Genomic DNA, 13,083 nt, shown 5'->3' on the forward strand with positions numbered 1-13,083 from the left:
CTCAGCTCTTCCAGCGGAACAAGAGGCGCCCGAGGCCGGCAAAGATCAGGCTCGCCGCCTGCACCAGGACGAAATAGATCACCGCGATGACGATATAGACCTCGAAGCTGCGGAAGGTCTCCATCACCAGGTTGTTGGCGATGGCGGTGAGCTCCTCGGCGGCTATGGCGCCGACGATCGAGGTGCCCATCAGTTGCAGGATGAACTGCGCCGAGAGCGCTGGGTAGACGGCGCGCACCGCCGGCACCAGGACGACATGGCGGATGATGCGATAGCTGCTGAGGCCCAGCGACTTGGCCGCCTCGATCTGGCCTGATGGCACCGACTGCACGCCGGCGCGGAGGATTTCGGTGGCGTAAGCGCCGAGGTGGATCGAGAGCGCCAGGATCGCCGCGGTGCCGCTCGAAAATTTCAGCCCGATCAGCGGCAGCGTGAAGAAGACGAAATAGAGCTGGATCAACAGCGGCGTGTTGCGGATCAACTCGACATAGGCAGCGATCGGCCAGGACACCCAGCGCGGCCCGAAGCTGCGGCCGATGGCGCCAAGCGTGCCGATAGTGGTGCCGCAGAGGATCGACAGCACGGCGAGCTGGACGGTTTGCCCGACGCCGGCGAGCAGCCGGTCGAGATGGATGAGGACCGGTCCGAATTGCAGGGCCGTTTGCATGCGCGTCCTGTCGAGAACGGGGGAGGAGGCGGAGCCTGTTCGTTCAGGACTCCACCTCCAGACAAAAGTTCGGGCGCGATCAGAAGACCGGCAGATCGGGCAGCGGTTGGTTGCGGTACTTCATCGACAGGTCAGCGAGCACGCCATCGGATTTGAGCGTGAACAGCCAGGTGTTGAGCCACTGGCGCAGGTTGTCGTTGCCCTTGGCGACGCCGATGCCGAAGTAGAAGGTCTTGAGCTTGTATTTCTGCTCGAAGTCGTCGCCGTTCTGCGCCTTCTTCAGGTAGATCTCGCCATAGTCACCGCCACCCATGGCGTCGATCTGACCGGAAACCATGGCTTGCAGCAGCGAGGCATAATCGTCAAAGCGCAGGATCTCGATGCCCGGATTGGCCTCGGCCGCGGCGGTCAGGATGCCGTCCTCGGCGGTGCCGCGGGTGAGGCCGACCTTTTTGCCGACGAGATCGGCATGGCTCGAAATCGCCGTGCTCTTGGGGGCGATCACCACTGCGGACTGGCCGGCGTAGGGGATCGAGTAGTCGATCTGGATGGCGCGGGCCGGGGTGATCGAGAAGATCGAGACCACCGCATCGACCTGCTTGGTGAGCAGCGCCGGGATACGGCCCGGCGAGGTGACGGTGACGAACTCGACCGGCACGCCCAGCGCCTCGCCCATCTTGTTGGCGACCTCGATGTCGAAGCCAGTCGGCTTCAGCTCGGCATCGAGAAAGCCGTAGGGTGGCGTGGTGGTGTCGACGGCAATGATCAGTTTGCCGCGCGAAATGATCTCATCGACGGTCTGCGCCGAAGCGGCGGCCGGCAGCATGGCGCAGAGCCCCAGTGCCAGCCCGGCCACAACCCGTTTCAATCGATTTGGCATATGTTCCCTCCCAGATGCCGAAATGCGCCAAGTCATCCCCCGTCGTCCGGTGGCGCAGGGCCGCCGACGGCGATAGTCACGTGTCCCGACGATCGATATCGAGCCCTCTGCTCCGCCCCTCAGCGAAGCATCCTCCGACGGACTTGGTCCGTTTCTTATAATGGTATGCTATTATAATCTTTAGTGAACGTCTATGCTGCTAATGGCGGTGCCGGAGTGTTTGTCAATCACCCCCGCAGTAGGCTAATTGCGGCGGGCGCGAAAAACAGGCGCCGAGGGACAAGAGCATGATTTACGAGTTGCGCATCTATACCTGCCTGCCCGGCAAGCTGCCCGACCTGCAGCGCCGGTTCGAAGACCACACGCTTGGTATCTGGAAGCGGCACGGCATTGAGCAGGCCGGGTTCTGGACCACGGTGATCGGCAACTCGATCAACGACCTCACCTATATGGTGCGCTGGAACTCGATGGCAGAACGCGAGACCAAATGGGCGGCATTCCTCGCCGACCCGGACTGGCAGGCGGCACGCAAGGCGTCAGAGGCGAACGGACCGCTGCTGGCCAATGTGTCGAGCCAGTTCCTGACGCCGACGAGCTATTCGAGCGTGAAGTAGTAGACTGCGAGGCCGGTGGGAGCTGCCCCCCACCCTTGATCCCTCCCCGCAAGGGGGAGGGAGACGCAAACTGAGATGGCCGTGAGAGGGTCTCCCTCCCCCTTGCGGGGAGGGATCAAGGGTGGGGGTCAGCCCGCACCGGCCCTGCGAGTTCACCGATAAGCCGGCAGCCAGTTGCCGTGCGCTTCGATCAGCCGGTCGACCAGGCTCCAGATCTCGTCGAGCGACAGCTCGGCCGCGGTGTGCGGGTCGAGCATGGCGGCGTGGTAGATGTGCTCGCGCTTGCCGGTCACCGCCGCCGCGACCGTCTGGCGCTGCACGTTGATCGAGAGCTGCATGATCGAGGCCAGGTGATCGGGGATGCGGCCGATGCGGGTGGGCTGGATGCCATTGCGATCGACATGGCAGGGCACTTCCACCACCGCATCGTCGGGCAGGTTCTCGATCAGCCCGCGATTGGGGACGTTGCCGTAGATCAGCCCGGGCTCGCCGGTGGTGAGTGAGCGGATGATGCCGGCGGCATACTCGTTGGATTGTTCGACCTCGAGCGGTGCATCGCCTTCGAGGTCGCGGCGCAGCTGGTGCCAGTCGGCGATCTGCTCCTCGCAGCGGTAGAGATATTCGCGGATGCGCAGGTTGTACTGGTCCAGCAGGTCCGGCCGGCCGCGCTTCAGGAACCACGAGTTGTATTCGGAGAAGTGGACGCTCGACTCGGTGACGAAGTGGCCGACCCGCTTCAACAGGTCGAAGCGCACCCGGTCGTCGTCGGGGATCGGGCCATGCTGGGCGATGGCCTTCAGACGCGGATAGAGGTCCTCGAAGGCGCCATCGGGCAGCACCTTGCCGAACTTCAGGTAGAAGGCGACGTGGTTGATGCCGGCACAGAGATAGCTGAGGTCGGCGGGGTTCTCGCCCAGGAGCTCCGCCAGCTGGTGCGAGGTTTCCTGTACCGAGTGGCAGAGGCCGACGGTCTTGATGTGCGGGAACTGCTGCTTGATGGCCCAGCAGTTGATGGCCATCGGGTTGACGTACTGCAGGAGCGTTGCGTCCGGGCACACCTCCTCCATGTCGCGGCAGATGTCGAACAGCACCGGAATGGTGCGGAGGCCGCGGAAGATGCCGCCGATGCCGAGCGTGTCGCCGATGGTCTGGTTGAGCCCAAAACTGTCGGGCACCTCGAAATCGGTGACGGTCGCCGGCTTGTAGCCACCCACCTGCATCATCAGGATGACGAAATCGGCATCCTGCAACGCGGCGCGCCGGTCCATCGTGGCCTCCACCTTGAGGTTGGTGAGCCCCAGGGTCTGGCCGATGCGGTTGGCGACGACATAGGATGTGGAGAGCCGGGTTTCGTCGATATCGAACAGACTGATGGTGGCGTTCTGGAGCGCTGGATTGGAGAGCACGTCGCCGAGGATCGACTGGGCGAAGACGGTGCTGCCGGCGCCGATGAGACAGATTTTGAGCATGAGTTTTTCCTTCATCGCGAAGCGATGTTGAGGGGGTGGCTGGTTGGAGGCTGCGGGTCAGGGGTTACTTGATGCCGGTCGCGGCGAACCCCTGGATGAACTGCTTCTGGGCGAAGAAGAACACCACGATGATCGGGGCGATCGAGATGATCACGGCGGCCATCATCAGCGCCCATTGCGCACGATAGAGCCGCTGGAACAGCGCCAGCCCGACCGGCAAGGTGGTCTTTTCGAGGTCGGACGGCAGGTAGATCAGCGCGCTGAACAGGTCGTTCCACGAACTCATGAAGGCGAAGATGGCCAGGGCGGCCAGCGCGGGCTTCGCCAGCGGCAGGTAGATCGAGAAGTAGATCCGGAACAGGCTGGCGCCATCGAGCCGGGCCGCTTCGAGCAGCTCGAGCGGGATGGTGCGGAAATACTGGCGCAGCAGGAACACGCCGAAGGCGCCGCCGAGGAAGCTCGGCAGATAGAGCGGCACGTCGGTGCCGTAGAGCCCGAAGGTTTTGAAGATGATGAACTGCGGGATCACCGTCATCTGGTAGGGCACCATCAGCGTTGCCAGCAGCACGAGGAAGAGCAAGTCCCGGCCTTTGAAGCGGACGATGGCGAAGACGAAGGCGCCCATCGAGCAGGTGACCACCTGGCCGATAGTCGAGAGCGCCGCGATGCGCAACGAATTCCAGACCAAATGCTGGAACTCCATCAGCTCCCAGGCCTTGCCGAAATTCTCGAAGGTGATCTGGCGCGGGATCAGGTCGCGGGTGAACTGGTCGGCCGCTGGCTTCAGCGCCGTCGACACCATCCAGACGAACGGCGCGACCATCAGCACCCCGCCAGCGATCAGCACGAGATAGAACCAGAGGTTCTCGCGCAGGTGCTTGGCGAGGAAAGCCGTGGTCGGCAGCTCGGTGGCCGGGGCAGAGGCGGTGACGGCGCTCATCTCTGTTGCCCCCAGCGCTTGTTGAGCCGCGAATAGATCAGCGTCAGGCTCAAGACGATCACCGCCAGCACCACCGACTGGGCCGACGCGTTGCCCATGCGGAAGTAGTTGAAGCCCTCGCGGTAGATGTTGAACACCAGCATGGGCAGGCTCGAGCCGCCATTGCCGGTCTGGGTGAGGATGTAGACGTAATCGAAGGCCTGGAAGGCGTGGATGGTGCAGAGCACGGCCTGAAAGAAGATCGAGGGCAGCAGCATCGGTATGGTGACGGCGAGGAACTGCTGGAAGCGGCTGGCGCCATCGATGGTCGCGGCTTCGTAGACATCGCGCGGGATGGCCTGCAAGCCGCCGAGGAAGATGATCATCCCCTCGCCGATGGCGCCCCAGACATTGACGATCACGACCGAATAGAGCGCCATGTCGGAGCCGAGCCAATGCACCGGATCGCCGCCGAACGTGGTGATGATGGCGTTCAGGACGCCCTTGTCCTTGGAGTAGATCCAGGTCCAGACGAGGCCCACCGCGGTGGGCGAAGTGACCACCGGGATGAAGTAGATCAGCCGGAACAGGCTGACGCCGCGAATGCGCTGGTTGAGCAGCACCGCCACCACCAGCGAGATCGAGAGCGTCGCTGGCACATAGATGGCGGAGAACAACGCGGTATTGCCCAACGCCTTAAGGAAATTGCGGTTCTCGGGTAGCGCCAGGTAGTTGTCGAAACCGACCCACTTGGCCGGACTCAAGAGGTCCCATTGGAACAGGCTGATGCCGATGGTGGCGGCGATCGAGCCGAAGGCGCCGAGCGCCAGCCCCAGCAAGGTCGGCAGCAGCAGCACGATCACCCAGAAGCGCTCGGCGCCGCGCGGCGATACTCCGATCTGCGACATCTCAGCTGCCCTCGCCCTGCCCATCAGCATCGTGAGACTTGATCTTGTCGCGCTTTCGAACCGGAAAAGTCTGCAACTTTTCCTGAAAGCGCTTGGCCCGGGCGGCCGGCAAGCCGGTGGAGGTCGCCCGGGTCCCCTGGCGGGTTACTGGTTGTTGGCGAGCGCCGCGTCGGCGTTCGGCACGATCTCGGCGAGCGCGTCGTCGATGCTCATCTCGCCGGTCCAGACCAGCGCCAGCGTATCGCCGACAGCGGCCGACCATTCCTCATAGCCGCGGAAGCTCGGCTTGGTGTGGGCGTAGGCCAGCGCATCGAGGAATACCTTGTGGGTGCCGCGCGCCTTCTGCTCGAGGAACACCGGGCTGTTGGCGACCTTGTCGATGACCGGGATGGCGAAGCCGAGTTCGGTGAGCTTCGACTGCCCCTTCTCGCTGATGACGAACTGCACGAATTTCCAGGCCGCATCCGGATTGGGTGTCGTGGCGCTGACGACAATGCCGGCGCTGTTGACCAGCGTGGCGCGACCGGCCGGGCCCTTGGGGAACGGCGCCACGTCCCACTCGAAGGCGAGCTCGGAATAGGCCGGAACCACCCAGTGGCCGGAGAAGGTCATTGCCGCAACGCCGGCAAGAAAGCCATCGCTGCCATAGCTTTCGAGGTCTTCCTGGCTCATCACCGAGCCATCGTTCAGGCGGAAATCGGCGAGGAATTTCCAGGCGTCGGTCGCCGGGGCGTCACCGAGCGTGGTCTTCTTGAAATCCGTGCTGATCGGCGCGCCGCCATAGCTGTAGACCACCGGGCCCCACATCGGCTCCATGTCCCACAGCTCAGTGCCAAGCCCCCACTGGTCGGTCTGGCCGTCGCCATCCTTGTCGATGGTCAGCTTCTTGGCAGCGGCGCGGAGGTCGTCGAGGGTCCAGCTGTCATCGGGATAGGCCACGCCGGCGGCGTCGAACATCGCCTTGTTGTAGAACAGCACGATGGTCTGGAAATCGCGCGGCAGCCCGAAGGTGCCGGCGCTCAGTTGGTAGGCGGCGAGCGGGCCGGGATAGACGCCATTGAGCGTCTCCGGGGCCGCCGCGAGATAGGGCGAGAGATCGAGCAGGCTGCCGCGCGACTGCCAATCGGGGTAAAGCGGCGCATCCATGGCGAAGACGTCGGGCGGGTTGCCGCCCACGGTGGTTACCCGCAGCTTGTCCCAGTAGCTGTCCCAATCGGAGACCTCGACCTTCACCTTGATATCGGGGTTGGCAGCCTCGAATTCGGCGACGATCGCCTCCCACACGGCGATCTCCGGCGGATCGCCCCACATCATATAAGTGAGGTTGGTCTCGGCGAAGCTCGCCGTTGCCGACAGTGCCAGCGCGGTGAATGCGGTGGCCGAAAGCAATGCCTTCATAGGTGCAACCCTCCATCTGATCCCTGTTGCCGGAGAGCGCTTTCCCTCTCGCCATCCGGCCGTGGAACCCACTGTCTGGCAAAGCGGACGCGTAATCTTCCGGAATTTCGGTGTTATTCTTCCGGAAAAGTAGCGACTATGAGGGTTGTCGTTGCCGGCATCAGGGAGGGACGCCATGCCAAACGCACTGCGCACCACTCCCAGCGACGTGCCGATGTCCGACAATAACGAAGAGATCCTGCGGCACGAGTTCTGCGTCGAGACGCATCTCGCCGACGCTATGCCCGAGAGCCACTGGCACGACCATATCGAGCTCAACTACCTGTGGTCGGGGCAGCTCACCTACCTGATCAACGGACGCCGGCTGGTGCTGAATGCCGGAGAGCTGGCGATCTTCTGGGCGGCGACGCCGCACCAGGTGGTGGCGGTGGAGGAGCAGCAGCGGTTCAGCTGCGCCTATATGCCGTTATCGTTCTTCCTCAGCCTGCCGCTCGAGCCCGGCTTCCGCCAGGCCATCCTCGATGGCGAGGTGTTCTACAGCCACGAGCATGACGAGGGCGACCGGCACATGTTCGCGCGCTGGACCCGCGAGTGGCAGGATGCCGACACGGCACAGCGGCACATCCTCGAGGAGGAGGTGCGGCTGAGGGTACGGCGACTCTCCTGGTCGCAATCGATCGCCCGGGCGGGAGGACGCGCCCCGGCCCCAGCCATGTCGCCCTCGGGCCACCGCGCCGTGGCGATGGCGGAGCGGATGACCCGCTTCATCCACGACCATCTCGATACGCCGGTGAGCGTCCGCGACGTGGTGGCGGCATCGGGGCTGCATGCCACCAATGCCGGGGCGGCGTTCCAGAAGGTGCTGGGCATGTCGATCGGCGAGTATATCCGCCGGCATCGGCTGCAGCACGCGATGCGGCTCCTGGTCGATACCGACATGGAGATCGCCGAGGTGGCGTTCGAGTGCGGCTACACCTCGCTGGCCCGACTCTATGACGCGTTCCAGAAACGGCTGGGGAAGACGCCCCGGCATTACCGGCTGGAATTCCATGAGGGGCGCAGTGCTGCGAAACGGGAAACGGCACGGCTCGTTCTTTGACGTCAATTCGTCATGGACATGTCATATCACGCCTCGGTTTTCGCCCTCCCCGGGCGCGGTGAGTCTCCCGCCCGCGCCGCCCGCCACATCGGAATCAACGCCCGTGAACACCACCTTCAGGAATGCCCGCCTCGTCTTGCCGGACGCTGTGATCGAGGGAGAGCTCGGCATCGCCGATGGCCAGATCAGTGCCGTGGGTGAGGCGAGCGGCGGCGCCGAGATCGATCTCGAAGGCGACCTACTGCTGCCGGGGCTGATAGACCTCCACACCGACAATATGGAGCACCATTTCCAGCCGCGGCCGGGCGTGCGCTGGCCATCGACCCTCTCGGCGGTCCTCGCGCATGACTGGCAGATGCTGGGCGGCGGTGTCACCACGGTGCTCGATGCCCTGTCGCTGGGCGATTATGACAGCGGCGGGGCGCGTACGGCGATGCTCGATGCGGCGATCACCGGGCTGACCGAAGCGCGCGACGCCGGGCTGGTGAAAGCCAACCACTACCTGCATTTCCGCTGCGAGCTGTCGGATCCGGCACTGCTGGGGATCGTCGAGCGCCATATCGACAATCCGGCGCTGCGCCTGCTCAGCGTGATGGATCACACGCCGGGGCAACGGCAGTGGCACAATACCCAGCTCTATCGCGAATTCCGGCGCAAGAAGAACTCGCAGGTGTGGACCGACGAGGAGTTCGACGCCTATCTCGCCGACCGCCGCGCCGACCAGACCACCTATGTGGTGCCCGGACGCGCGGCGATCGGGGCGCTGGGCCGGGCGCGCAACCTCCGCATCGCCAGCCATGACGACACTTCCATTGCCGATGTCGAGGAATCCTACGCCGACGGCATCGCAATCAGCGAGTTTCCGACCACGCTGGTGGCGGCGCAGCGGGCGCGTGAACTCAAGATGCAGATCGTCATGGGGGCGCCCAATGTGGTGCTCGGCCGCTCGCATTCAGGCAATGCCAGCGCCACCAGCCTTGCCGATGCCGGGCTGCTCGACCTCCTCACCTCGGACTATGTGCCGGCGAGCCTGCTGCATGCGCCGTTCATCCTCGCTGGGCGCGGCATGCCGCTCCACGAGGCGATCGCCAAAGTCACCGCCAACGCCGCCGATGCCATCGGCATGGCCGATCGCGGCCGGCTGGCGCCGGGGCTCAGGGCTGATCTGCTGCGGGTACGGCTGGTCGGCGATCAACCGGTGATCCGCGGCATCTGGGTCGGCGGAAAACAGTTGGCCTGAAATGTCGAACGGACCTTGGCCCGCTCGACCAGTTGCGTTGCCAACCGGAAACGAGCAAGCAGGGACCATGACGTTCAGCGATGACGAACTGAAGCATTTCGAGGATGTGGGGGCGGAGCTGCCATCGGGCGACATCTCGGCCTATGTCGAAAATGACGGGGCGCAAATCTGGCACGCCAGCTTCGGCGCCGGCCCGGCGGTGATCCTGCTGCATGGCGGGCTGGGGCATGCCGGCAACTGGCAGCACCAGGTACAGCCGCTGGTCGATGCCGGCCACCAGGTGGTGGTGGTCGACAGCCGGGGCCATGGCCACAGCTCACGCGACGATCGCCCCTACAGCTACGAGCTGATGGCGACCGACGTCTTCGCGGTGATGGACGCACTGGGGCTGAAGCGCGCGGCCGTCGTCGGCTGGAGCGACGGGGCGGTGATCGGCCTGATCATGGCCGACAAGGCGCCGGAGCGGGTCAGCGGGCTGTTCTACTTCGCCTGCAACGTCGATGACAGCGGCACCTACCCGTTCGAGATGACACCAGTGATCGGCCGTTGTTTCAACCGGCACGTAAAGGACTATGCGCGGCTCTCGGCGACGCCCGATGGGTTCCAGCAGTTTGCCGATGCGGTTGGGCTGATGCAGCGCACGCAGCCGAACTACAGTGCGGCGCAGTTGGAGGGAATTCGGATACCGGTGACGGTTGCGCAGAGCGAGAAGGAAGAGTTCATCCGGCCGGAACATGCGGCGTATCTGGCGCGGACCATTCCGGGGGCGGAGCTGGTGCAGTTGCCGGGTGTCAGCCACTTTGCGCCGTTGCAGCGGCCGGAGGTGTTCAATGCGCAGGTGCTGAGGTTTCTGGGCCGCGTTGGCGCCTAGACCACGCGCTCACAGTTTTCGCTTCCCTCCCCCTTGAGGGGAGGGATTGAGGCAGGGGGTGGTGCGGTGATCACCGATGGACCCGCACCCCCAACCCCTCCCCTCAAGGGAGAGGGGAGCAGCAAGTCAGCGCTATGGGCTGAGATGGCTCCATAAACTCGATGTCATCCCAGCGAAAGCTGGGACCCATTTCACCGCCCGCGCCAGCCGATAGTTGGGTCCCAGCTTTCGCTGGGATGACACCCGGTGGGGGTGGAGAGTTGGTGGGTATCGGTCGAGGCTGGTGAGGAAGGCAACCCTCAGCTCCGCCAGTGTGCGACGGGTTCGCTCAGCGTCTGCAACGATTCCGCCGCCTCGCCGTCGATGCGCCGCAACAGCAGGCGGGTGAGTTCCAGCCCCGCGGCGTAGACGTCTTCCTCGATGGTATCGACGTTGGGGAAGACGGTCGACAGGATGTCCGAGGTCTGCTTGCAGATGAAGCGGATGTCGCGGCCGAGCAGGACGCCGCCATCCTCGAGGCCGCAGAGCATCGAGATGGCGCGGGTTTCGCTGTCGCAGATGATGCCGTCGGGCCGGTCCGGCTTATCGGCGAGATCGCGGCCGAACTGGCGCATCTCGGCCGAGGCGGGGCGGATGCCATCCTGCACCACGACGCGCCCGGTGATGCCGCGGCGGGCCACGGTGCGCTCGAAGGTGCGGACGATGTTGTGGTAGTTGTTGGTGGTGCCGTCGCCGACTGAAATCAGGATATCGCGCGCCCCGGTATCGGCCAGCCGCTCCACCGCCAGTTCGGCAAACGCCTCGGAATGGAAATCGTGGAAGGCGTGCGGCGTGAAGAACTCGGTGCGGCCGTGGCTGACGAACGGGAAATCGTGATCCATCATCAACTGCACCCGGCGGTCGCGCGCTCCGGTATGGGTGATGATGACGCCGTCGGCGGTGCGGTTCTCGAGGATATAGCGCACCGTTTCGACTGAGCGGCTGCGGTCGAACTCGGGCATCACCGTCAAGTGGTAGCGGGTACCGCCGATGGCATCGCCGATGCCGCGGATCATGTGGCGTGAGAAGTCGATGGCTTCGTCCGAGCCATCGAGCACCAGGGCGATGACGTTGGTCTTGCCGGTCCGCAGGCGCACCCCTGCGCGGTCCGGCACATAGCCGACCTGCGCTGCGGCCTCAGCCACTTTCTGGCGGGTCTCCTCCTTCAGCGAAGCGCCGCCACGCAGCGACAGCGACACCGTCGACAGGCTCAACCCGGTCAGTTCCGAGATGGTCTTCAGCGTTGCCCGCTTGCCCGACGGCTTGCGGATGCCCCTGCTGGCTTCTGGCCTGAACTTCGTCATCGTCGCTTCTTGGACCCCGCCTCCTCATACACCGGCCACCGGGTGGCGGGAACTGCAGAAAATTGCATCGATGCAAACGATGCAGACGACGAACCAACCGTCTAATCAGCGTCTATAACATTGAATTTGCTATGAAAACTCAAACATGATGTACGTCACTCGAAGAATTCTGCACCAATCATTGCAACGTTGCAATAAATGCGCTTAGCTCTGCGCGCACTCAGGAGGTGCCGCGCAGCCCACGCATGAGGGTTGCGACGCCAAACCCTTGGAGGAGGAATTCATGCTTAAACGGACTCTCTTGGCGTCTGCGGCGGCGCTGGCGCTGCTGGCAGCCACTGCCCCCGCGCAGGCGGTGAGCATCATGTACGCCGAGTGGCTGGCCTCTCTGGTCGAGCCCGGTATCGCCAACTACGAAGCCGCGACCGGCGAAAAGGTCGAGGCGATCAAGCTGCCCGGTGCCGCTTACGACCAGCGCACCTCGCTCGATCTGGCTGCGGGCACCGCCGCCGATGTGATCCAGCTCGACTCGTTCATGGTCTCCGAGTTTGCCTCGTCCGGCTACCTCGAGCCCCTGACTGAGTCGGCCAAGGGCTGGGACCAGTACAAGTATTACATGCCGGGCCTGTTGGACGTCGCGTCCTATGACGGCGCGGTCTATGCGCTGCCGACCGACACCGACGTGCGCATGCTGTGGTACGATAAATCCAACTTCGAGAAAGCCGGCATCACCGTGCCATGGGAGCCCAAGAGCTGGGCCGATGTGCTCGACGCTGCACAAAAACTCAAGGACGCGGGCGTGCAGTATCCATTCCAGCTGCCGGCCGGCATCAAGCAGGGCGAAGGCGCCACCATGCAGGGCTTCTACATGGCGCTGCTCGGCGCCGATGTGCCCGAGGGGGATCGCAACCGCCTGCTCAACCGCGAGACCGGTCAGTGGATCGGTGACAGCCCGGCGATCCGCAAGACGCTCGAACTCTACCGCAAGGTCTACCATGACATCGGCCAGCCGGCCGACCTTAACTACGCAGCCGATCCTGGCGCCGCGGTCCGCGAGGCGCTGGCCAACGACCAGCTCGGCATTCTCGCTTCCGGCTCGTGGGAAGATGCGTGCCTGTGGGATTGCAACGGCGTGAACCTGCCGAGCCGCGAAGAGCGCGACGCGATGGTGGGCTGGACACCGTGGCCGGGCTCGGGCGATCCGGGCAACAAGGCGACCACCAACATCTCGGGCGGCTGGACCATCGCGGTGAACTCCAAGGCCGCCGACAAGGCCAAGGCGTTCCAGCTGCTCACCACCATCTTCGACGTCGGTAACTTCAAGGACTGGACCATCAAGAACCACCGGATGGGCGTCCGCACCGACATCTCGGAGTCGCCCGAGTACATGGCCGATGCCTACCTCGCCAAGGCGACGTCGCTCGCAGCCGACACCACCGGCCGCGACACCATCCCAGGCTACCAGACCGTTTCGGCGCTGGTGCAGACGATGACGACGGAAATCCTCGACGGCGCCAGCGTCGAGGACACCGTGAAGAACTACCACGACGCGCTCGTCGACGAGTTCGGCGCGGAGAAGGTCATCACGTACGAATAAGCGGATCCTCCCGACGCGGCGGCGCCCCCCACTGGGGTGCCGCCGTGACGGTTGATGTCGGCCCTGCCGGCGCGGGTC

The 13,083-nt window shown here is 64.4% G+C and carries 12 protein-coding genes; 5 read left to right on the forward strand and 7 right to left on the reverse strand.

Annotated elements, in window-relative coordinates:
• Nucleotide 1 precedes the first annotated feature (1 nt).
• Complete coding sequence (locus tag ACSQ23_RS01270) at nucleotides 2-667, reverse strand: amino acid ABC transporter permease (RefSeq protein ID WP_436089443.1); 666 nt, start codon at nucleotides 665-667, stop codon at nucleotides 2-4.
• Between the two features lie 79 nt (nucleotides 668-746).
• Nucleotides 747-1,547: a transporter substrate-binding domain-containing protein gene (locus tag ACSQ23_RS01275; RefSeq protein ID WP_056002881.1), complete on the reverse strand. Its 801-nt coding sequence runs from the start codon at nucleotides 1,545-1,547 to the stop codon at nucleotides 747-749.
• Nucleotides 1,548-1,834: 287 nt separating this feature from the next.
• On the opposite strand from ACSQ23_RS01275, the gene ACSQ23_RS01280 reads away from it, so the two are divergent.
• Complete coding sequence (locus ACSQ23_RS01280) at nucleotides 1,835-2,161, forward strand: NIPSNAP family protein (protein WP_056002884.1); 327 nt, start codon at nucleotides 1,835-1,837, stop codon at nucleotides 2,159-2,161.
• A 152-nt stretch (nucleotides 2,162-2,313) separates the two neighbouring features.
• Here ACSQ23_RS01280 and ACSQ23_RS01285 read toward each other — a convergent pair whose 3' ends face one another.
• The 4 genes from ACSQ23_RS01285 to ACSQ23_RS01300 all read right to left on the reverse strand — a co-directional run bounded on the left by ACSQ23_RS01285 (nucleotide 2,314) and on the right by ACSQ23_RS01300 (nucleotide 6,855).
• On the reverse strand, nucleotides 2,314-3,630 hold the full coding sequence (locus ACSQ23_RS01285; RefSeq protein ID WP_055885613.1) for an alpha-glucosidase/alpha-galactosidase: 1,317 nt from the start codon (nucleotides 3,628-3,630) through the stop codon (nucleotides 2,314-2,316).
• A 64-nt stretch (nucleotides 3,631-3,694) separates the two neighbouring features.
• Nucleotides 3,695-4,570, reverse strand: a complete 876-nt coding sequence (locus ACSQ23_RS01290; protein ID WP_436089444.1) for a carbohydrate ABC transporter permease — start codon at nucleotides 4,568-4,570, stop codon at nucleotides 3,695-3,697.
• On the reverse strand, nucleotides 4,567-5,457 hold the full coding sequence (locus tag ACSQ23_RS01295; RefSeq protein ID WP_436089445.1) for a carbohydrate ABC transporter permease: 891 nt from the start codon (nucleotides 5,455-5,457) through the stop codon (nucleotides 4,567-4,569). Before ACSQ23_RS01295 ends, ACSQ23_RS01290 begins: the two co-directional genes overlap by 4 nt.
• A 144-nt stretch (nucleotides 5,458-5,601) precedes the next feature.
• Nucleotides 5,602-6,855, reverse strand: coding sequence for an ABC transporter substrate-binding protein (locus ACSQ23_RS01300; RefSeq protein ID WP_055885623.1), 1,254 nt, complete (start codon nucleotides 6,853-6,855; stop codon nucleotides 5,602-5,604).
• Between the two features lie 175 nt (nucleotides 6,856-7,030).
• On the opposite strand from ACSQ23_RS01300, the gene ACSQ23_RS01305 reads away from it, so the two are divergent.
• From ACSQ23_RS01305 to ACSQ23_RS01315, 3 genes are all read left to right on the forward strand, one after another.
• A complete protein-coding gene (locus tag ACSQ23_RS01305) occupies nucleotides 7,031-7,954 on the forward strand; it encodes a helix-turn-helix domain-containing protein (protein WP_055885626.1) in 924 nt (307 codons plus the stop codon).
• Nucleotides 7,955-8,057: 103 nt separating this feature from the next.
• Nucleotides 8,058-9,194: an alpha-D-ribose 1-methylphosphonate 5-triphosphate diphosphatase gene (locus tag ACSQ23_RS01310; RefSeq protein WP_055885629.1), complete on the forward strand. Its 1,137-nt coding sequence runs from the start codon at nucleotides 8,058-8,060 to the stop codon at nucleotides 9,192-9,194.
• A 67-nt stretch (nucleotides 9,195-9,261) separates the two neighbouring features.
• Nucleotides 9,262-10,065: an alpha/beta fold hydrolase gene (locus tag ACSQ23_RS01315; protein WP_436089446.1), complete on the forward strand. Its 804-nt coding sequence runs from the start codon at nucleotides 9,262-9,264 to the stop codon at nucleotides 10,063-10,065.
• 299 nt (nucleotides 10,066-10,364) lie between these two features.
• Here the strand turns inward: ACSQ23_RS01315 and ACSQ23_RS01320 are convergent, their stop codons facing one another.
• Nucleotides 10,365-11,408 carry a LacI family transcriptional regulator gene (locus ACSQ23_RS01320; protein WP_055885637.1) on the reverse strand — a complete coding sequence of 348 codons (1,044 nt, stop codon included), beginning with the start codon at nucleotides 11,406-11,408 and terminating at the stop codon, nucleotides 10,365-10,367.
• Nucleotides 11,409-11,691: 283 nt separating this feature from the next.
• On the opposite strand from ACSQ23_RS01320, the gene ACSQ23_RS01325 reads away from it, so the two are divergent.
• Entirely contained in the window at nucleotides 11,692-13,005 is a 1,314-nt protein-coding gene (locus tag ACSQ23_RS01325) for an extracellular solute-binding protein (RefSeq protein ID WP_082528452.1), read from the forward strand.
• The last annotated feature ends 78 nt before the right edge of the window (nucleotides 13,006-13,083 follow it).

The sequence above is a fragment of the Devosia sp. LjRoot16 genome (assembly GCF_964252795.1).
In the GTDB taxonomy this organism is placed as follows: Bacteria; Pseudomonadota; Alphaproteobacteria; order Rhizobiales; family Devosiaceae; genus Devosia_A.

Excerpts from the sequence above, each read along its gene's own strand:
- ACSQ23_RS01275 (WP_056002881.1), bottom strand. The coding sequence starts at position 1,547 with ATGCCAAATCGATTGAAACGGGTTGTGGCCGGGCTGGCACTGGGGCTC.
- ACSQ23_RS01270 (WP_436089443.1), bottom strand. The coding sequence starts at position 667 with ATGCAAACGGCCCTGCAATTCGGACCGGTCCTCATCCATCTCGACCGG.
- ACSQ23_RS01300 (WP_055885623.1), bottom strand. The coding sequence starts at position 6,855 with ATGAAGGCATTGCTTTCGGCCACCGCATTCACCGCGCTGGCACTGTCG.
- ACSQ23_RS01280 (WP_056002884.1), top strand. The coding sequence starts at position 1,835 with ATGATTTACGAGTTGCGCATCTATACCTGCCTGCCCGGCAAGCTGCCC.
- ACSQ23_RS01315 (WP_436089446.1), top strand. The coding sequence starts at position 9,262 with ATGACGTTCAGCGATGACGAACTGAAGCATTTCGAGGATGTGGGGGCG.
- ACSQ23_RS01285 (WP_055885613.1), bottom strand. The coding sequence starts at position 3,630 with ATGCTCAAAATCTGTCTCATCGGCGCCGGCAGCACCGTCTTCGCCCAG.
- ACSQ23_RS01325 (WP_082528452.1), top strand. The coding sequence starts at position 11,692 with ATGCTTAAACGGACTCTCTTGGCGTCTGCGGCGGCGCTGGCGCTGCTG.
- ACSQ23_RS01305 (WP_055885626.1), top strand. The coding sequence starts at position 7,031 with ATGCCAAACGCACTGCGCACCACTCCCAGCGACGTGCCGATGTCCGAC.
- ACSQ23_RS01290 (WP_436089444.1), bottom strand. The coding sequence starts at position 4,570 with ATGAGCGCCGTCACCGCCTCTGCCCCGGCCACCGAGCTGCCGACCACG.
- ACSQ23_RS01295 (WP_436089445.1), bottom strand. The coding sequence starts at position 5,457 with ATGTCGCAGATCGGAGTATCGCCGCGCGGCGCCGAGCGCTTCTGGGTG.
- ACSQ23_RS01320 (WP_055885637.1), bottom strand. The coding sequence starts at position 11,408 with ATGACGAAGTTCAGGCCAGAAGCCAGCAGGGGCATCCGCAAGCCGTCG.